This is a genomic window from Arthrobacter sp. B0316-5-4 (genome assembly GCF_059090325.1).
Genome location: NZ_JBNHFN010000002.1, coordinates 225182 through 244097, shown reverse-complemented (window position 1 = coordinate 244097; position 18916 = coordinate 225182). Strand labels below are relative to the sequence as shown.

The window sequence follows — 18916 nt, the reverse complement described above, 5'->3', positions numbered from 1 at the left end:
CCTTCAAAATGAATCAACAGGCCGCGGCTGACTAAGCAGAGACCCCGCCAACAACATGCTTTTCGATAACCTCCCCAGACTTGGCGCTCGGCTCTGGCTTCACGTAGTTGGTAGGTGACGTAGTGGCAAGCTGTCCGCAAGGGCAGCGGTCAACCACGGTTCAGGCCTCGCCCTTCGTTCAGGGCATTCATTGCCGAAATGTGCTGCACTAGGTAGTTGAGTCCTACATCCATCTTGGTCTGCCAACTCAAGGTAGCGGCCCGGAGTTCGCCGGCATCGATCGCCTCAAAAATCTCCGTGTTTTGGTCAAGAATAATCTTTGGCGAAAATGCATAACGTGCGCCCATGACCGCAAAATGCATGAACGCCTGCTTGGTGAGTGTCTCTAGAATTGCCGGTATTCGGTTTAGGCCAGATCCCTCAAACAATGCGATTTGGAAATCCATATCCAAGTAGTGGGCTCGGGCGACATCGTTGCGGCGAGCACAATCCCCCAGCTCATCAAGGTGGTGCTTCACACGGGATCGACCTTCAGCGCTCCACCGGCTCGCTGCTCGGACCACGATCGCCCCCAAAGCGCGCCGGGCCATATAGGTCTCTGACACATCATCAAGGGAGGGAATTCGCACCACCACAGAATCTGATCTGGCGGCGGTTACCAGCCCATCTTCAGTGAGAGCGCGAACGGCCGCGCGAATGTCCCGCACTGGCGCACCAAGCAGGCGATTGAGCGTCCCAAGGGAAATTTCACTGTCGCCGGAAAAGGTACCGTCGACCAACCCCTGGCGAATTGCTGAAAGAATATCTTCGGCCAGTGCATTTCCGGCCCCCAGGAAGTCATCTCCGCTTGTACCCAGGACGCCAGACTCTTTACGGTCAACAGTCCATGAAAAGGGTGCCCGCCCGCTTTGGTACCAGCGGCGTATGCGCCATTCCAAGTCCGCCAATGACTCACCCGTTGGCACTTCCGGCAAGAGGTCCAATGCAGCTACAAGCTTCTGCCACTGCCAGGCATCGGCGAAGTGAGCTGACCGCCGGACGCCGGCAGGCACGGAATAGTTGCCACTGGTCAGAACCATGGATTCCTCAGCGAGGACGTATCCGCCGGAATCCAGCGATGACCACAGGTCCGGTCGGTCGCCTGTGTAGCTCGGTTCCTGCCCGACACCTCGAAGAAGGTCGGCAGCCAGCACCGTCCGCAGCCGTCTTTTGCTGCTCGTGGACAGACTGGCCGGATAGCGGACACGCGACGCCCGGGAGGGATTGAGGACAAGACAGGACCCTTTCGGTCCAACGGCGAATCCGACCAAAACCATCTGCCGCTCCGTAAGCAAGGCCCTTATCGGCTCGATTTCCTGATCCGGCTCGACGAACTCCTTCCAGGTCCGCGCTACGAACGACTGGCTCAGGCCGACAGCGTCCGCAACCTGGCGGCTGGAACCCTTGTTTGCCTGCATCCAGAGAGGCGCCGTCAGAACGGCGCGCTTGAGCTCTGCCCGATCATCTCCATTCCTCATGCGGCCAGTCTAGGGAAGCTATGACTCAAAGACTCATTTCCGTTCCGTTTTGCTCCTCAGGTATTCCCATCTTTCCTGGTGCTGCCAATTATTGAGACCAGCCACCAGGCGCTTCGAGAAACCGGACCGTCCACGCGATTACCAAGGAGAGCAAATGTACGATGTCGCCATCATTGGCGGAGGTCCGGCCGGTTTGGCCGCGGCCTACAACCTTGAGCACGCAGGCCAAAAAGTGGTCTTGTTGGAAGAAACCGGCCGACTTGGCGGTCGTGCGAAAACCGTGGACGTCCACGGGGAACCGGTCAACATGGGGGCCATGTTCGTGTACGCCGGCACCGCGTCGCACGAGCTGGCAGTTGAACTCGACGTTGCCCTGGAGCCCTTCGAACCAACAACTTTCGGCATCCACGTCAACGGGGAAACCGTAGTCTCCCCGGACAACGACGACCTTGTGGAACGGCTCCCCCTAACAGAACACTCACGAAACGGACTCCGGGCCTTCATCCGGCGTGCAACATCGGAATATTACGCAAACACGGTGGATGGGCAGCTTCGCCCGGCCACCCCGGGGTTTGGCGAAGAATCCGCCCAATCACGAATGAGCGACTTGCCCCAAGACGTCCAGGAAATACTCACTGCAGCCATTCGCGGAGGCTCTGTCGCTCACCCTGCCGAACTCAGCGCAACCTATGCCCTGAGGTACTTCGCAAGTTATCTGGTGAAGGAAAAGAAGAACCGCGTGGTCTCACTCAAGGGCATGGAGGCGATCCCCGCAGCCTTGGCCAAGGCCCTGCAGTCCACCGAAGTCCGGTTGCATCACCGAGTGGAGAGCCTTCACCAAAACGGTGAGGGACAGTGGAACCTACAAATCGCTGCCGAATCAGACGGCGGCGCAGGACGGAAGGTGACCGCGAGGCACGTCATCATGGCGGTCCCTGCCCCTAGGATTTCCAGCATTGTGCAGTTGCCGGAATGGAAGAGCGCGGCACTGGACGCCGTGCAGACTCCCGGCTCTACCGAGCTCGGTGTTGTTGTGGACATCAGCGCACCGGAGCTGGCGGCTGTGGACGACTGGTCCTTCATTGCCACCGCAGGGCGCGCGTTCGATGTGATGATCAATCCGAGGCCGGGACGCAAGGACGGTACCGCCCAATTTGTCTGCTACGGCAATACAGCCGGATACATCGAGGAAGCCAACGATCCCACCTCGGGCGTGCTGGAGCATTGGGTCGAAGAGTTCCTTACGGTGGCACCGCAGTTACGGGGCCGCATCCTCGGGGCCAGCATCCAGTCGTGGCAACACTGCTTCTCGCTGCTAACGCCTACACGCGCCACAGCCCTCCCCCAACTTCAGGCGCCGATCGATGGCACCCTTCACTTTGCCGGCGACTACTCCTCCGAGACTGCCGGTACCCATGGAGCGTACTCAGAGGCCAAACGCGTCAGCCAGGACATCCTGCACGCAGTTTCTACCGCGACGTACGGATAAGAAACCGATCAAGAACCTATTGCATTAATCATTCAATGATGTATTCTTTAGATGTGATTGAGGCCACAGCCTATTGCGGCTCAAGTCACACCAACCCCCAAGTGAGCGCGGCTGGGATGTCTCTCAAGCGTCAGCTATTTGAAGGAAACGAAAATGGGCTTAAGTTTTGGCACCAAAGCTCCCCCAACCGCCCTCTCCGGCGAGGTTGAGGTCTCCGGGCTTGGCAAGAAATATGGCGTCATCGAGGTGTTGAAGGACGTCAACCTCTCCATGGCGGAGGGCGAGGTAGTGTCCGTCATTGGACCATCCGGTGCCGGTAAGAGCACCTTCCTGCGGTGCTTGAACTACCTGGAAAAGCCCAGCTCGGGCACTATCGCCATAGGCGGAGCACGTGTTGTTGCGGGCGAAAAGCTACCGGACAAAGCAAGCCTGGACCACCTGCGTCGAGTCACCGGAATGGTCTTCCAGAGCTTCAACTTGTTCCCGCACCTCACCGTGATGGAGAACATCACCCTTCCACAGCGGAAGGTGTTGGGTTCCAGCAAGGAACAAGCCGAAGAAGTCGCAAACCAGTTGCTCAAGCGCGTTGGACTTCCCGAAAAGGCGAAGGCCTACCCTGCCCGGCTCTCGGGAGGGCAACAGCAACGCATCGCCATCGCACGCGCACTCGCCCTGTCACCCAAAGTCATGCTCTTCGACGAACCCACCTCAGCCCTCGATCCTGAGATCGGCCTTGAAGTACTCGCCGTCATGCGTGACCTTGCCGACGAGGGCATGACCATGCTGGTAGTGACACACGAAATGCACTTCGCACGGGATGTGTCGGACCGCATCATGGTCATGGGCAACGGCGGCGTCCTTGAGATCGGCCCCAGCCAGCAGGTGATGTCGGAACCGCAGAACGATCGGACCCGGCAGTTCCTCAAGGCTGTACTGGACAGGTGACCCGGCCATGATCATGCAACTCCTGGCTTCGATCGCCCAAGGCGTCGGGCTCACACTCTATGTAACGGGCGCTTCACTGCTGTTCGGCGGCCTCATTGGCCTGGTACTGGTAGGCGCCGCACGATCACCGATCGCCATCATCCGCGGTGCAGCCACGCTGTACATCAATGTGGTCCGGGTCATCCCGCCGATCACCTGGTTGTTCCTGATCTACTTCGGCTTGCCCCAGTACGCGCTGCGGCTCTCTACCCTTCAGGCAGCCATCATCGGCTTCTCCATCATCGCCTCGGCCTTCATGGCCGAGATCTACCGCTCCGGGCTGCTCAGCATCCCGGATGGCCAGCGCGAAGCCGCGCATGCCCTCGGGCTCAGCCCGTTTACCACCGTGGGGCACATCATCACCCCGCAAGCCTTCCGGGTAGCCCTTCCAGCCATCGCCACCTACGGCATCGGACTCTTGAAAGACTCCGCTCTGGCTTCCACCATCGGCGTCCGGGAAATCACCTACTACGCCCAGCAAGGAGCGAAACAAACCCATGAAGGCTTGCTCTCGTTCGTCGTCGCCGGAGCGCTCTACATCGTGATCAGCTTGGTTGTCGCCCTCGTCGCACGCCGCGTCGACCTCAAGCTTCGCAGAAAGATCGGAGTGGCCTGATGGACTTGCTCACGCAATGGCTCGGCTGGATGCCGAACCTCGCACCAGGACTGGTCATCAGCCTCCAATTGACCGGACTCGCACTGCTCATCGGCTTCCCTTTCGGCCTGCTCCTGGCCGTGATGGCGGAAGCGAAATTCGTGCCGTTCCAATGGATCTCCTTCGCTTTCGTTGAGATCGGACGGGGACTACCCGCTCTGGTGCTGCTGTACCTGCTGTACTTCAGCCTTCCAGACGCCGGTATCACCCTGACATCCCTTACAACAGCGATCATCGCCCTGAGCTGGAACACCGGCGCCTACGCCTCGGAGTACTTCCGCGCCGGACTCGCTGCTGTCCCGCTAGGACAGAAGGAAGCAGCAATAACCTCCGGGCTCAGCGGTTGGACGGGGTTCCGCATCGTCATCCTTCCGCAGGCGCTCAGAATCTCCACGCCCCCTTTGGCCGGCCTTGCCGTCCTGGTCTTCCAAGGCAGCGCACTGGCCTTTGTCATCGCGGTGCCGGAACTGATGTCAAAAGCATTCGAAATCGGATCCATCACGTTCGAATACCTCAGCGTCTACACCCTCACCGCAGTGGTCTACGGATCCTTGACCCTGATCTTCCTGGGCCTGGTCCGGCTACTGGAACTGCGCCTGGGACGCCACCTGCTACGCAACTAATCCCGTTCCACATCCTTGGGGAACCTCCCCGACAACCCCAGCAAAGAAAGAGAAACCAATGTCACGAATTCCCCGCCCCCTCGTGCGCGCGCTTTCCGCCGGCACCGTCGCCGGCATGCTCGCCATGTCCCTCGCCGCTTGCGGCGGCAGCGAGGCAGCAAGCAGCTCCGACTGCACGCCTGCTCACCCGGACCTCAAGACCATCACCCAAGGTGAGCTCACGGTGGCCAGCTACGACTACGCACCCGCTACCATCTTGAGCGGCGAGAACGTCACCGGCATGGAAGGTGACCTGATCGCCGAGATCGCCAAACTCGAATGCCTCAAGGTCACCGTCAGCACCTCAGGAGGTGCCGGAGCTGTCATCCCGTCCGTACAATCCAAACGCGTCGACATCGGCTCGGGAAACTGGCTGCGGACCAAGGAACGGACCAAGATCGTCTACATGAGCACGCCACTGTGGAGCGACCCGCAGGCCATCGTCTCCAAAACAGGCCTCACCAGCGACGACCTTGAGGGCAAGATGATCGGCTCCGTCGCAGGCAACCTCTGGAACGACAGCATGTCCAAATGGCTCGGAGATAAGTTCAAGATCTACCAGGATGACGAGTCCATCTACTCAGACCTCAAAGCCGGCCGCATCGACGCCCTGGTGGCATCTTCAGCCTCTGCAAAATACCGTTTCAAGGATGCCCCCATTGAGGGAGCAACGGTCGTGGACGTGAAGCCCAACGCGAATGTCCCGCAGTTCGCGTCGGTGGGCCAAGTTATGTTGCCCTCGGCACTCGACAATGACACCCTTGGCAAGGCCCTGGACGAGGACATCAAGAAGCTCCGCGAAAACGGGACCATCAAAACAATCCTTGAGAAGTACGGGATCGACCCCTCCGTAGGCGAGCCGGGCGCACCCAGCGAACTCTAACTACATCGCACAGCACCTTGGGCGGCGTCGGGTAATCAACCCGGCGTCGCCCTTCTGGCCGTCCCGGAGATTCATGGCGGACCCGGTCTGCTCAAACCTAGGCCGGGCCCGCGTCGGGCATTATGGGCTTGGAGGCGGCTGCGTTTTCGACTCACACGCCCGTCCACGCGCCGGCCCTGACGACCAGCACCTACACCATGAAGAAATAGGGCCAATTGGACTTAGCCGGCTTCTCCCCGCCGAATGGCTGACACATCCATGGCAACAACCTTGGCAGGAAATCCGAGCTCGAGCGCGCAGAGGATGATCACCGCCAAAGGTGCCATCCAAGGTGGACCCAGCCACCTGTCCAGGACATCGTCAACCCAATCACAAGGCACTAAAGCGCCCCACGAGCCTAAAAGTCTGAGTTGTCCCTTGCTCCGGGTTCAACGAAAGCCTTAACGATGGGCAGTGGTCCCGTGGGATCAGGGACACCTGGCATTCGACGCACGGTGCGTAAGCGGATAAGTGCGACGGCCGAGATGAGAAACCACGCAATATTCGCGACAACGGACGGCCAAGCCTCGTGGAAGGCGCCGTTGATGATGAAAGCGCAAGCCCCTAGGAGGTTTGCGGTCTGAAAGGCCCTACCGGCCTTGAGCCAGCCCATGGACACGGACAGGAAGGCGCCAAGTATCGCTGCCGCCCCTGCCCAGCCGGCTGCTTCGAACAGCAGTTCCATTGCTTCCTCTTGGTTGGGAAATCTACTATTGCGAGTCCGAGTTGGTTACTTCGTAGTGGAATCCGGTGCGCTCCTCGGAAGCCCAGACCTCGTAGAACTCAGCCTTTTCGAAGAGCCTCCGGCCCTGTGTCAAGGTTTGGAGCCACAGGATGGATCCGTCGTCCGTCACGGCATCGACGTATCCCCGGCACACCGAATGCCCCTGTTGCCTTAGTTCCACGCTGGTTCCGGTGAGGAGGGTCCAGTCGCTGATGCGCCGCTGATCCATGGTTGGGCGTCCTATCTGATCGATTGCAGAAAGCGGCCGCACACCCTGGCAAGGGTGCACGGCCGCTTCGTGGGAACAGGCTGTTTTCAGCCCCGGTTGTACATGACGTGCTTGGTCCTGGAGAAGTCCTCCAGGGCGTAGATGGACAGATCCCGACCGTAGCCGGAGCCCTTGAACCCACCCCACGGAACCTCATTGGCAATCACCAGGTGGGAGTTGACCCAAACGGTACCGAAATCGAGGCGACGCGGAACGGTCAGGGAGCGGGACGCGTTGTTGGTCCACACCGATGCCGCCAGGCCGTAGACGGTCTCGTTGGCGCGCGTAATGGCTTCCTCGTCGGTGCTGAAGGTCTCCACGGACACCACCGGCCCGAAGATCTCGGTGTACGTGATCGGAGCACCCGCCGGGACATCAGTCACCACGGTCGGTTCGATGAAGTATCCCGGGCCTTCCAAGGCATGGCCGCCGACTGCAATGGTGTGGCCTTCCTTGCGGACGTCCTCCAGTGCTTCCAGTACCCGGTCGTAGTGGGCTTTGGAGATCATGGAACCGATTTCGACGTCGTCTCCCGCGCCTGGGGCGCCAACGGAAATCTCACTAATTTCCCGGACCAGGATTTCGATGAACTTTTCTGCCACGGATTCGTGGACGAGCACCCGGCACGCTGAGCCGCATTCCTGTCCGCCGTTCCAGAAGCCCGCGGAGCGGACACCCTTCGCCGCCTCTTCAAGGTCGGCGTCGTCGAAAACCACCACAGGGGCCTTGCCGCCGAGTTCCAGGTGTACGCGCTTCACGGTGGACGCCGCGTTCGCGGCAACCTTCTGCCCGCTGCCGACGCTTCCCGTAATGGCAACGAGGTCCACACCCGGGTGTTCGGACAGCCGGTTGCCCACCACCCGGCCGGGCCCGGTCACAATGTTGACGACGCCGGCAGGAACCTCACCGGCGATGAGCTCGGCGAGTTTCAACGTAGTCAGCGGCGTCTGCTCGGAGGGCTTCAGGACCAGGGTGTTGCCGGCGGCGAGGATAGGCGCGATCTTCCATACGGCCATCAGCAGCGGGTAGTTCCACGGCGTGATCACACCCACCACCCCTACCGGCTCGCGGAAGACGACAGAGGTGTGGTTGTCCGCGTAATCTCCTGCGCCGAGGGCGGTGAAGGCGCGGGCAGCACCGGCGGAGAACCGGAAGGTGTCGATGGCGCTGGAGATGTCGTCTTCGGCCACGGCGGACGGCTTGCCGGTGTTGGCCGCTTCCAGGTTCTCCAGGATCTCACGGTTGGCCTCGACGATGTCCGCGATACGCAGCAGGACGGCGGAACGATCCTTGGGCGTCTTTGCCGCCCACTCCGCCTTGGCCGCAACGGCAGCTGCCACGGCGGCGTCGACATCTTCAAGGGAGCCGGCCGGCACCTGGGTGATGACTGCTTCGGTAGCTGGATTGACGACGTCGACTGTTGCGTCCGAGGTGGAGGCGATGAATTCGCCGCCGATGAACTGGCCGAAGGGCGGAAGTGCCGGTGTCGGGAGGGTGCCCTCCCTGCGGACGCTGAACCGGGACGTTTCCGGCAAGGACGTTTCTGTGGTGGTCATGGCGTGCTCATTCCTTTGCTTGATGACTACTTGGCAACTGCTGCGGCGGCTGTGGACTTTTCGTTCTGGTGCTCCCAGAAGTCGGCGCCTTCAATGCCCAATGCTTTTGGATCGAAGGTGGGATCGAGGCCGAGCTTCCGTTGCCGTTCGTAGTCCAGGTAGATCTTGCGGACCAGCGGGAACAGGAATACCAGGCAGATGAGGTTGACCCAGGCGATGAGCCCCAGCCCGATATCACCAGCGGCCCACATGAGTTTTGCGTTGACGATGGATCCGACGAACACAATTGCCAGGGTCCCGATCTTCAGGACGTTCTTCCAGCCGTTTCCGGTCCGTCCATCCAGCAGGTACAGCAGGTTGGAGTTGGCCACGTAGAAGTACGCCAGAAGACATGTGAAGCCGAAGAGCAAAACCGCGACGGCGACGAAGCCTGCACCCCAGCCCGGGAGCATCGTGTCGATTGCTTCCTGGACCCAGTTGGCGCCCACGGGAACACCCGGGATGTTGTTGACGAGGAATCCGCCGGAGCCGTCGGAGACGTTGTACTTGCCCGAGACCACCATCATGAGGCCGGTGGCCATGCAGATGAGCAACACGTCGATGTAGATGCTGAACGTCTGGACCAGGCCCTGCTTTCCGGGGTGGGACGTGCGGGCGGCGGCTGCGGCGAAGGTCGCTTCACCCAGGCCGTTGGAGGAAGCGAAGACGGCGCGTCGAACACCCCAAGCCACGGCGGCACCGGCGATGCCACCCAGCACAGGATGGATGCCTACGGCCGACTGGAAGATCAGGACAACAGCCTCGGGAACTTTGTCCACGTTGATGGCGATGACGGCCAAGGCCAGCAGGAGGTAACCGATGGCCAGAACGGGAACGAGTCCCTGCGTGACCTTGACCACGCGGGTGGTACCGCCAATGATCACCAAACCGATCAACACGGTGACAAGGATGGCGGGGGCCCAGCTTGGCAGGCTGAACGCCTTCTCCGCGCTGGCGGCGATGGTGTTCACCTGGAGACCAGGGAAGACGAACCCGTAGCCAATCACGCCCAGAACAGCGACGATAGCGCCCACCTTGGGAAGCTTCAGCCCGTACTTGATGTAGTACGGCATGCCACCAATGTCCTCATTGGCCTTCTTGCGGTCCTCATCGAGGACCTGGCGCTTGAAGGCCTGCGACAGGGTGGCTTCCGCGTACCCCACAGTGCAGCCGACCAGACCTGTAACGGCCATCCACACCAACGCTCCGGGCCCGCCGGCGCTCACGGCAGTGGCAACACCGGCGATGCTGCCCACGCCCACGCGGCTGGCCAGTGCCAGAACCAGTGCCTGGAAGGAGGACAAGCCCCCGTCTCCGTCCTGGGTCTCCCTCAGTTGGCGCAGCATGTCCGGAATTCGCCGGAACTGGATACCCTTGGTGGCTACCGAATAGGCGATACCCAGTCCAAGAACAACGTAGGCCATGGGCGCCCAGACAGCGTCCGAAACGCTGGACAGGAACTCCGCAAAATCGAAGTCACCCATGGATTAGCCGATGTTCTGTTTGAGCGATGACAGCTTGCCCAGCGCCTGCTCAACTTTGGCGAGATCATCGGCGTCGAGCCCTGCAGTTGGCCTCCGCGGCAATCCGGCCGGAAGGCCGGTCAACGTGAGGCCGGTCTTGACCGCCGGAATGAATGGCACGGTCAGCAGCGCATCGATCACAGGGTAGACGGCGTTCCAGAGTTCGCGGGCACCGGCAAGGTCGCCTTCGGCAATCCTCTTGGTGACAGCCACGATCTCGTCAGGAACAACGTTCGCAGTGCCGGCCATGACACCTGCTGCACCCTCTGCGAGTGCGCTGTAGAGGTAGGCATCCCAACCTATGAAGGTTCCGATGACGTCGCTGTGGTGGTGGATAAGCTGCAGTGCCTGCTCCCAGTTGGCGCTGGAGTCCTTGATGTAGAGGATGTTCTCCACTTCTTCCGCAAGTGCGCGGACGGTTGCGGGGTCCAGGTTGACGCCGGTGACGGGCGGGATGTTGTAGAGCATCACGGGGATGGTGACCGAGCGGGCCACGTCCTTGATGTACGTGACGGTTTCTTCCAAGGACAGCGGCTCGTAGTACGGCGTGATGAGCATCAGCACGTCTGCGCCCAGTTGTTCGGCGGCCTTGGAGAGACGGATGGCTTCTGCGGTGGAGGTGGCGCCGGTGTTCGCGATGACCGGGACTCGACCGTTCGTGTGCTCAATGACGGTCTTGATCAGCAGCAGGCGCTCTTCAGAAGAAAGCGCGCCAACCTCGCCGGTGGAGCCTGCGGCGACGACGCCATCGACACCGGCGTCGATGGAGCGGTCGACAATTTTGCGCAAGGTGGCGACGTCAATGGTTTCGTCCTGGTTGAAGGGCGTGGAGAGAGCGGTGAGTACGCCGCGGAGTTCCTTGTACATGGGGTTTTCCTCTTTCGGTAGGTGTAGCAGTAGCGCTATAAGTTGTGGGATCAGGCGACGGCGGACAGGCCGGACTTAGGCGCCTGACGGTGCGTGGCCAGGACGCTGGCGGCTTCCTGGGCTGCTGAGAAGCCGGTAGTGATGGAGCTTTCGGTGTAAAGCGTGCCCAGGTAGTCGCCCGCCAGGAAGACACGGTTGGTGCCGCGCATGAGCGTGGACTGGAGCTTGGCCCTGCCCGGGAAGCAGTACGGGGAAGCGACCTTCCAGCGGTCGGTCTGGGCTTCCACCACACTGTCCGCAAAACCATGGCCGAGCACCTGGTCCAGGTCGGCGAGATGGGTCTGGATGACTTCTTCATCGCTCTTGTCCAGCAGCGCCTTGCCCAGGCTGGCCGGGGAGAACGTCATGAAGCTGCCGCCGGGCTTGCGGACGGATTCGGTGCCGCGCACAATGCTCGCCTGGTTCAACGCGATGGCGAAGGAACGCTTGGGGGCTGCGATGGCGTAGATGTCATCCCAGGGACGTGCAGAGGTTTCGTTCGTCAGGAAGGCTGTACTGACGTGCGGGCCATATTTGATCTGGCTGAGCGCGCCGCGGAGTTCCTCGGGAAGATCCACGCCCACCTTGTGGGAAACATCCGCCGTGGTTGCGAGCACCACCGTACGGGCTTCCACTTCCTGGTCAACGCCATTCTGGGTGTAACGGACCAACACCGAGTCCTTCTTGTGCACCACTTCGTTGACGGTGGCGCCAAGTTGGACCCGCTCACCCAACGAAACCGCAATGGACTCCGTCAGGGTGGACGGTCCACCAACGATGCCTTGGCTCAAGCCCTGCCCGATCCCCAGCACCAAGCTGAAGTAGCCGATGCCGGCCCCGGCCGAGATCTCATCCATATCGCCCGCCGAACGGGTAACCGTCGTCTTGAAGAGCGCGGCGGCGTCTTCGGAAAGGTCACCAATGAAATCCTGGAACGACTTGCTGTTCTCGAAGTCGTAGATGCGCTGCTGACGCATGGCGCCTGATTCGCCTGCACGCTTGCGAACGACGCCGGTGTACTTGGCCACTCCGCTGACAACCTTGATTCCCGCTTTCAAGGTGTCAATCCGCGAGGACAAGGACATCGGAATACGGAAGGGGTAAGTGGCGATGTGTCCCTCGCGAATGAACTTCCCGTTCATGGACAGTGCCTGCAGCGATCCCGGAATCTGGACCGCACTAACACCCACCTCACTCAGCAAAGAGTCCGTGGAGGAACCGGCACCTGCGAAGACGTGTCCGCCCCAGTTCAACCAGTAGTTGCCGCGCCGTTCCGAACGGATTCGCCCACCCACACGGTGTTCGGACTCGAGCACCAGAGTGTCCCAATGCCGCAAGCGCCATGCTGCTGAGAGTCCTGCGAGGCCACCGCCGACAATTACTACGTCTTTCATGGGATTGAACTTTCTTCTTCGAGGATCGCGGTACGCGGACCCGCATGCTGTCTTCGTCGGCAGCTGGAGAACGCTTATGTCACGTCTGTTTTATGAGGTGCATCCCAGGGGCTTGTGTGCCTGGTCACAACTAAAAGATACATCATTGTATGATTAATGCAATAGGTCTTTTGGGTAAAAAAATCCCGTCCGGCAGAATCTGCCGGACGGGATGCATGTCGTGACGAGGTTAGGCCCTCAACGTGACCAGCCTCCAAGGTAACCGTGCGGGACTCATCGAGGAGACATCAACGGAACGGTCCACCTGCTTGAGGTCCTCCTCCACAAAGAGGGTGCCCGATGCTATGCGGGCGTTATTCGACGCGATGACCCGGCCCGTAGGGCCAAGCAGGACCACGGTAGGATCCTGGAGTTGCAAGGCCCGAAGGAAGACGCCCTCGAGCTTGGCGAGCGTCAGATCACACCCGAGGACGTGGGTTCCTTGCGGTGTAGGAGCAGGAACACACAGCGTGATGATATTGACGTTAATGCCGCCAATGTCCACGTAAGGTCCCACGGCAACAGGACTTCCCTTGGCAGAAGTCGTCGCAAACCATTCGCGGGTTGTGTAGTCGTAGTAGTTCAGGGATTCGGGGTTGAGGTCATGCGTGACCCAGCGCGGCTCTCCCCCAGTCTGTGAACCCCTCCACCATTCCAGCCACAGAGGTGCTTCGGGAAGACTGCCGGGTGCGTATGCTATGCCGGCCCCGACAATCAGTGCCGAGTGCCGATTGATGAAGGTGGCCAAGTCCCTCTTCAGGAAAGCGTAGGCACTTCGCCGGGGCGCATCCTGGGCCTGCGTCGCGACGGCTGAAACAGTGGCCGCGATCTTCTCCAGATCGTCAAAAACACCGCCGACACTAGTGGAGATGGCTTCGGCTGTTCGCTCAAGAGCCCTATCTGTTGCTGCCACGTCACGCATTTTCGTCGGACTCCATCGTCAATCTGAGGTGCTGTGCTATCAAGTACTCGGTCTCGGTACGGGAATGCAGCTCAGCTGCGGCCGAGGCGGCATCGGCATCACGGGCCCGGATCGCCTCGAGAATAGCCGTGTGCTGCCTCTCGAGAACATCTTGGCTGTCGGCCTGCGCCGGATGGCTCCACCAGAGCGTCATCAACTCGGCTTCGAGCTGCAACGAGGCCGACGTGAGACGGCTCGACTGCGCGGCAACACTCACCGCAACGTGAAAACGGCTATCTACCCGTCTCCTGGCGCGCTCATCCTTCGTGTCCCGATGCCGCTGAACCAGGTCTTCGAGGTGAGCAACGTTCTGGGCGTCCGCTCGACTAGCCGCCAGCCGGGCGGACATGGAGGAGATTGCAGCACCCAGGTCACCCAAATCACGCAGTGATTCCGTGCTGGCATCCCGCAATTTCCGCTGGAGCTGGGAGTCCGTCAGATCGATCTGGCCTCTAATGACACTGCCGCCGCTCCGGCCCCTGCTGGTTTCGATCAGGCCTTTTGTGCGCAATGCAGCGAGGGATTGGCGGAGGGTGATGGGAGAAATGCCCAGCTCGGCCGCCAGGACCGATTCAGTGGGGAGCCGGTCACCTTCCGTCAGAATGCCCATGAGGATGGCCGTTTCGATCTGGTAGGAGACCTGGTCCGCCCGGCCCAGGCCTTCGGGCTCACTCCCCCGCAACAAGAGCAGAAGATCCAAGGCGCGGGTTGAGAGTGCCGTACTCTCCATGGCAAACCCTCCTGTGATCGGTCCTGCGCGCACGAAGGACCTCTATACGCTATTTCCTTGAATCTTTACATATTTAGGAGGCGTTGGTAACAGGTATCGCGGCGCGGCGCAGCACGCACTGCCAAAAAATCGTCCGTAGAGAGGACTTCATAACGCCGGGCATGAGGCGGACCATGGGTTTTGTACGCCGTCGTCAGGAGCTCCCAGTGTCAACCATGGACAACGCAGCCAGTGATGCCTCAGCCGCAGGCAAGCAGCGTTTTTTGATCAGGATGGTCACCGTACTGATCGGTGGAATGGTCCTGGACGGCTATGTCCTCGGTATCATCGGGCCGGTGTCAGGGCGGATGGCCGAAGACCTCCAACTCGATGCATTCTGGCAGGGTCTCATAGCCGCAGCCGCGCTGATCGGCATCCTGATCGGATCTCCGCTCGGCGGCTATGCCTCCGACAAGTGGGGCCGAAAGCCCATCTTCATGTTCGACATCGGGCTGTTCGCGATCGCTTCGGGAATGCAGTTCTTCGTCGACTCCGCCACGCTGCTCATCGTGGTGCGCTTGTTAATGGGCATCGCCATTGGCACAGAGTACGCAGTCGGGTGGCCGATGATGGCAGAATTCTCGCCCACCCACCTACGGGGCAAGCTGATGGCCGCCATGGGCATCGCATGGTACGCCGGATTCATGATCGCCTTCCTGATCGGCCACCTCCTGAACGAATACACCACCCTGAGTTGGCACTTCATTCTTGGCACCAGCACCTTCATAGCCGTCACCATCTTCCTCGGCCGCCTCGGGATGCCCGAGTCACCCCGATGGCTCTGGAGCGTCGGCCGCAAAGATGAAGCCCAGGCACTCACCGCAAAGTACCTGCCGGACGATGCCCTTGACGACGTCCAGCATGAGGACGTTCGCAAAGGCAGCTTCGGAATGCTGTTCTCCAAGCAGTACTGGCGCTCTACCCTTTTCATTTCGGGTTTTTGGTTCTGCGCCGTGACACCCTACTTCGCTATCGCCACCTTCGCGGACAGCGTCCTCGAACAGTACGGCCTGGCCGGCGGTCTAGCTGGCGGCGTCGGGCTCTCCGCGATCGCCCTCGCCGGAGTCATCGTCACCTTCCTGCTCATCGAAAAAGTAGGCCGCCGCACGCTGACCGTCCCTCCCCAATGGCTCTGCACTGCAGTCCTCGCAATCATTGGGCTTTGGGCTGGCGCCCCCGCTATCGCCGTGCTCATCCTGTTCCTGGTCTTCTCCTTTTTCAACGCCGGATACAACACGCTGACGAACGTCTACCCAGGCGAAGTCCTCCCGACAGAAATCCGTGGAATCGGAACCGGGTTCGCGGCCGCTGTCAGTCGCGTCGGAGCAGGCATCGGCATCTTCCTTATGCCAATGTCCATGGAATCACTGGGTGCAGGCACCACCATGCTGATCGCCGCCGCCGTCGCCCTTGCAGGCGCTGCACTCTCCCAATGGCTCGCACCCGAAACCAAGGGTAAAACACTCACCGAAGCAGCCGCCGGGTACGCCCACTGACACCAAGTAGCCGACAGCTCCGGGACTTCATTCACGCGCAGAATCAGGCATCCCATCGACGCTCCAGAATACCTCGAGCCGTTCAGATCGCGGCCGGGCGTACTCACCGAAGGCTCCTCGGGACATGTGTGGCCTTACGGGCAAGCTGGACGGCTTTGACTTACTAAGCCGCCGATCAGGCGAAAATCCCACGGCTCCGCCTTGCTGGCGACAAGTACTCTGCACCGGGAGTGACTCCTATTAATACTTGTTGCCATGTCGTCTGGCCGGGCAAGACCACCCCGAAGCACTCGGTCTTCCGCAGGAACGGACCCCTCATGTCCGGGCGGTCTGGATGAAGCCCCGACCTCCAAGCCATGACTCGCGCAGGTCGGTAGAACAACCCAAAGCGCGACCGCGCTCTTCCCGCCAGAACAATGAATCATTGCTCCTATGCGACACCGCTCCAAAGATGTGGCAAGTCCCTGAGTCGGCAATCGACTAGTGCCGCAGTCGAATCATGGTACGGGCTGACCTACGAGATTTTGGTCATCCTGTGGTGGTTGCTGACATTGTCGGCAGAACTTGATCGACCCATGCGGTGACAGCCCTACCTGCGCTTATCGGACGTCCGGCGAAGGGATCATGGATGAAACTGGTGAGGAAGTGGTTCGCCGCTTCAAAAGCTTCGGCCGAATCAGGGCGTTTCTGGCCTCCATACGCCCACCGATACGCTCCAGCAACAGTCGCCCGGCTTCGATCCCCATATTGAGGCCGGACTGATCCACAGTCGTCATCGAGATGGGAGCCAGCGAGGTGGTGAAGATATTGTCGAAGCCCGCCACCGACACTTCCTCCGGCACGCGGATGCCTTCGTTCCACATCGTTGTAAGCACACCGAAGGCGGCTACGTCACAGCCTGCAAAGACGGCCGTGGGACGTTCCGCCCGGGACAGGATGGCCCTGCCCGATTCCTCGCCGCCCTCCTGGCTCCACTGGGATTGAATGACGTCGATGGCGTCGCCGAGCCCGTGTCGGATCATGGCGTCGACATAACCGCGCACGCGAACCTCTTCCGGCAGCCGGGCATCGTTGGTGCCCTCAGTGGTGTGGTTGACGTAGGCGATGCGCCGGTGGCCCAGGGCCACCAGGTGATCAACCACGAGATTGGCACCAGCGAAATCATCTGCTGCGACGGAGTCGAAATCGCTGCTGGCACCGTGGCGTCCCAGCACCACAACGGGGATGTTGCCGGCCACTTGTTCCAGGTCTGCGTCGGCACCTAAGGGTGAAATCAGCACGATGCCGTCCATCCCACGGTCGATCAGATCCTCAACCATCCGCTCCTGGGCGGCCTTGCCGGATCCCGCAGGTGCCACGAGGAGCCGGTATTCCTGACGTTCACATTCACGCCTGATGCCCTCGACCAGCAGGGAGGAAAACTCATTGTGCAGATCCGCGACCACCACAGCCACAGTGTGCGTACGCCCCCGCATTCCCCTGGCGGACGCCAGAGGCCGGTAGCCTAGCTCCTTCATGGAAGCCTGAACCTTGGCTTTCATCTCCGGGCTGACTCCATAGGCGTTTCGTAGAACCTTTGACGCCGCAGCCGTGGAGACCCCGGCATGGGCCGCGACATCCACGATCGTCGGCCGCTTATTCACGGACCCCTTGCCCACCGCGCCTCCTTTGGCTTTTCCCATGCTACTCACCCTTCTTGCCGCAAATTGAAGCTTAACCCCTTGGCAGATCCGCAGGTTGTGATCTACGCTATGGAAAGTGTAGAACGTACTACGCAGATATACGAGCTTTAAAGCAGACTCCAAGTAGAACGTACTACTAACAGTTACAGAACCGGACGCCCTCACTCGCAGCAGAAATTCTGTGGAAGCAATTGTGCTCATCTGAAACGATTCACACGAGTAGGGTTTCACCTCCGCTACGACGGAGACGTCCTCGACGAAGAGAATGGAAATGCGATGACGCAACGTGAACTCGCAGACCCCCGCACAGGGGAGCCTGGACGTTCCACGACACCACGGTCCGGGCCATCCCGGAGCCGTAGACGCCGGCCCGTCGCCGGCACCCGAGCACCGTGGTGGTTCCTCCTGCCTGCACTGGTGCTGTTCACCTTGATCGTCGTGATCCCCAGCTGGCGGGGAGCTTTCTTCGCCTTGACCGACTGGGATGGGTTGTCACCAACGTTCGACTTCGTCGGATTCGACAACTTCGTCCGTGTCTTCAGGGACTCCGCGGCCGGTGCATCGATCGTCAACACGGCCCTGTATGCCGTCGGCATCATGGTGGTGCAGAACTTCATTGGCCTGCTCCTGGCCCTGGGAGTGAACTCGGCCATCAAGTCCAGGAACTGGCTCCGGGTCCTGTTCTTCGCCCCGGCAGTGGTCACGCCCTTGGTCGTGGCCAACCTGTGGCAATACATTCTCGCCCCACAGGGAGCCCTGAACACAGCGCTCCGGGCAATCGGCCTGGACTTCCTCGCCCAGGACTGGCTGGGCAACGCCCAACTGGCCCTACCCGCCATCATTTCGGTGGTGGTGTGGCAATTCGCCGGATACTCCATGGTCATCTTCCTGGCCGGACTCCAGAGCATCCCCGAGGACATCTATGAGGCGTCCAGCCTCGACGGCGCCGGCTCCTTCAAAACCTTCTGGAACATCACCAGGCCCCTGCTGGCCCCCGCGATGACCATCAACCTGATGCTCTCTCTCATCGGTGGCCTCAAGCTCTTCGACCAGGTTCTGATCATGACCCAGGGCGGGCCGGGCAGTGCCACCGAGAGCCTGAGCACCATCGCTTACAAGGACGCCTTCCAGTTCCAGCTGTTCGGCTACAGCACGGCACTGACCCTCGTATTGACTGCCTTCGTCGCGGTCGCCTCCATCATCCAGTTCACCCTGCTCCGCCGAGGAGAAGACAAATGAAGCGCTACACCCTCAAAACCGGCGTCCTCGAGGTTGTGATGGTTCTTGTCGCCCTCCTGTTCGCCGCCCCCGTCTACGTCCTGCTGAACAC

The 18916-nt window shown here is 60.7% G+C and carries 17 protein-coding genes; 7 read left to right on the top strand and 10 right to left on the bottom strand.

Translation table 11 applies throughout. The features are described 5' to 3' along the window. Window positions 1-149: 149 nt before the first annotated feature. Complete coding sequence (locus AC5RU9_RS05420) at window positions 150-1517, bottom strand: GntR family transcriptional regulator (RefSeq protein WP_494015620.1); 1368 nt, start codon at window positions 1515-1517, stop codon at window positions 150-152. Between the two features lie 154 nt (window positions 1518-1671). On the opposite strand from AC5RU9_RS05420, the gene AC5RU9_RS05415 reads away from it, so the two are divergent. From AC5RU9_RS05415 to AC5RU9_RS05395, 5 genes are all read left to right on the top strand, one after another. Next, on the top strand, window positions 1672-3006 hold the full coding sequence (locus AC5RU9_RS05415; protein ID WP_494015619.1) for a flavin monoamine oxidase family protein: 1335 nt from the start codon (window positions 1672-1674) through the stop codon (window positions 3004-3006). A gap of 153 nt (window positions 3007-3159) precedes the next feature. Further along, window positions 3160-3951, top strand: coding sequence for an amino acid ABC transporter ATP-binding protein (locus AC5RU9_RS05410; RefSeq protein WP_144653091.1), 792 nt, complete (start codon window positions 3160-3162; stop codon window positions 3949-3951). A 7-nt stretch (window positions 3952-3958) separates the two neighbouring features. Beyond that, window positions 3959-4606, top strand: coding sequence for an amino acid ABC transporter permease (locus tag AC5RU9_RS05405; RefSeq protein ID WP_144653092.1), 648 nt, complete (start codon window positions 3959-3961; stop codon window positions 4604-4606). Further along, a complete protein-coding gene (locus AC5RU9_RS05400; protein ID WP_494015618.1) occupies window positions 4606-5268 on the top strand; it encodes an amino acid ABC transporter permease in 663 nt (220 codons plus the stop codon). Before AC5RU9_RS05405 ends, AC5RU9_RS05400 begins: the two co-directional genes overlap by 1 nt. 58 nt (window positions 5269-5326) lie before the next feature. Next, a complete protein-coding gene (locus tag AC5RU9_RS05395; protein WP_494015617.1) occupies window positions 5327-6190 on the top strand; it encodes a substrate-binding periplasmic protein in 864 nt (287 codons plus the stop codon). Between the two features lie 397 nt (window positions 6191-6587). On the opposite strand, the gene AC5RU9_RS05390 is transcribed toward AC5RU9_RS05395, so the two are convergent. The 8 genes from AC5RU9_RS05390 to AC5RU9_RS05355 all read right to left on the bottom strand — a co-directional run bounded on the left by AC5RU9_RS05390 (window position 6588) and on the right by AC5RU9_RS05355 (window position 14369). Continuing rightward, the gene (locus AC5RU9_RS05390; protein WP_494015616.1) at window positions 6588-6914 is read right to left on the bottom strand and encodes a CBU_0592 family membrane protein; all 327 of its coding nucleotides are present in this window, start codon (window positions 6912-6914) and stop codon (window positions 6588-6590) included. 25 nt (window positions 6915-6939) lie between these two features. Further along, window positions 6940-7182, bottom strand: coding sequence for a hypothetical protein (locus tag AC5RU9_RS05385; RefSeq protein WP_494015615.1), 243 nt, complete (start codon window positions 7180-7182; stop codon window positions 6940-6942). A gap of 86 nt (window positions 7183-7268) precedes the next feature. Next, entirely contained in the window at window positions 7269-8777 is a 1509-nt protein-coding gene (locus tag AC5RU9_RS05380) for an aldehyde dehydrogenase family protein (protein WP_494015614.1), read from the bottom strand. 26 nt (window positions 8778-8803) lie between these two features. Continuing rightward, on the bottom strand, window positions 8804-10300 hold the full coding sequence (locus tag AC5RU9_RS05375; protein WP_494015613.1) for an alanine/glycine:cation symporter family protein: 1497 nt from the start codon (window positions 10298-10300) through the stop codon (window positions 8804-8806). Window positions 10301-10303: 3 nt separating this feature from the next. Further along, window positions 10304-11206 (bottom strand): 4-hydroxy-tetrahydrodipicolinate synthase, encoded by a 903-nt coding sequence (gene dapA, locus AC5RU9_RS05370; RefSeq protein WP_494015612.1) that lies wholly within the window; start codon window positions 11204-11206, stop codon window positions 10304-10306. A 50-nt stretch (window positions 11207-11256) separates the two neighbouring features. Then, window positions 11257-12639 carry a protoporphyrinogen/coproporphyrinogen oxidase gene (locus AC5RU9_RS05365; protein ID WP_494015611.1) on the bottom strand — a complete coding sequence of 461 codons (1383 nt, stop codon included), beginning with the start codon at window positions 12637-12639 and terminating at the stop codon, window positions 11257-11259. A gap of 229 nt (window positions 12640-12868) precedes the next feature. After that, window positions 12869-13591 carry a cache domain-containing protein gene (locus tag AC5RU9_RS05360; RefSeq protein WP_494015610.1) on the bottom strand — a complete coding sequence of 241 codons (723 nt, stop codon included), beginning with the start codon at window positions 13589-13591 and terminating at the stop codon, window positions 12869-12871. 1 nt (window position 13592) lies between these two features. Continuing rightward, window positions 13593-14369: a FadR/GntR family transcriptional regulator gene (locus AC5RU9_RS05355; protein ID WP_445932519.1), complete on the bottom strand. Its 777-nt coding sequence runs from the start codon at window positions 14367-14369 to the stop codon at window positions 13593-13595. A gap of 215 nt (window positions 14370-14584) precedes the next feature. Here AC5RU9_RS05355 and AC5RU9_RS05350 point away from each other — a divergent pair, with 215 nt between their 5' ends. Further along, the gene (locus tag AC5RU9_RS05350; RefSeq protein ID WP_494016059.1) at window positions 14585-15904 is read left to right on the top strand and encodes an MFS transporter; all 1320 of its coding nucleotides are present in this window, start codon (window positions 14585-14587) and stop codon (window positions 15902-15904) included. Between the two features lie 599 nt (window positions 15905-16503). Here AC5RU9_RS05350 and AC5RU9_RS05345 read toward each other — a convergent pair. After that, window positions 16504-17586: a LacI family DNA-binding transcriptional regulator gene (locus AC5RU9_RS05345; protein ID WP_494015609.1), complete on the bottom strand. Its 1083-nt coding sequence runs from the start codon at window positions 17584-17586 to the stop codon at window positions 16504-16506. Between the two features lie 276 nt (window positions 17587-17862). Here AC5RU9_RS05345 and AC5RU9_RS05340 point away from each other — a divergent pair, with 276 nt between their 5' ends. Then, complete coding sequence (locus AC5RU9_RS05340) at window positions 17863-18825, top strand: carbohydrate ABC transporter permease (protein WP_494015608.1); 963 nt, start codon at window positions 17863-17865, stop codon at window positions 18823-18825. Window positions 18826-18916 lie beyond the last annotated feature (91 nt).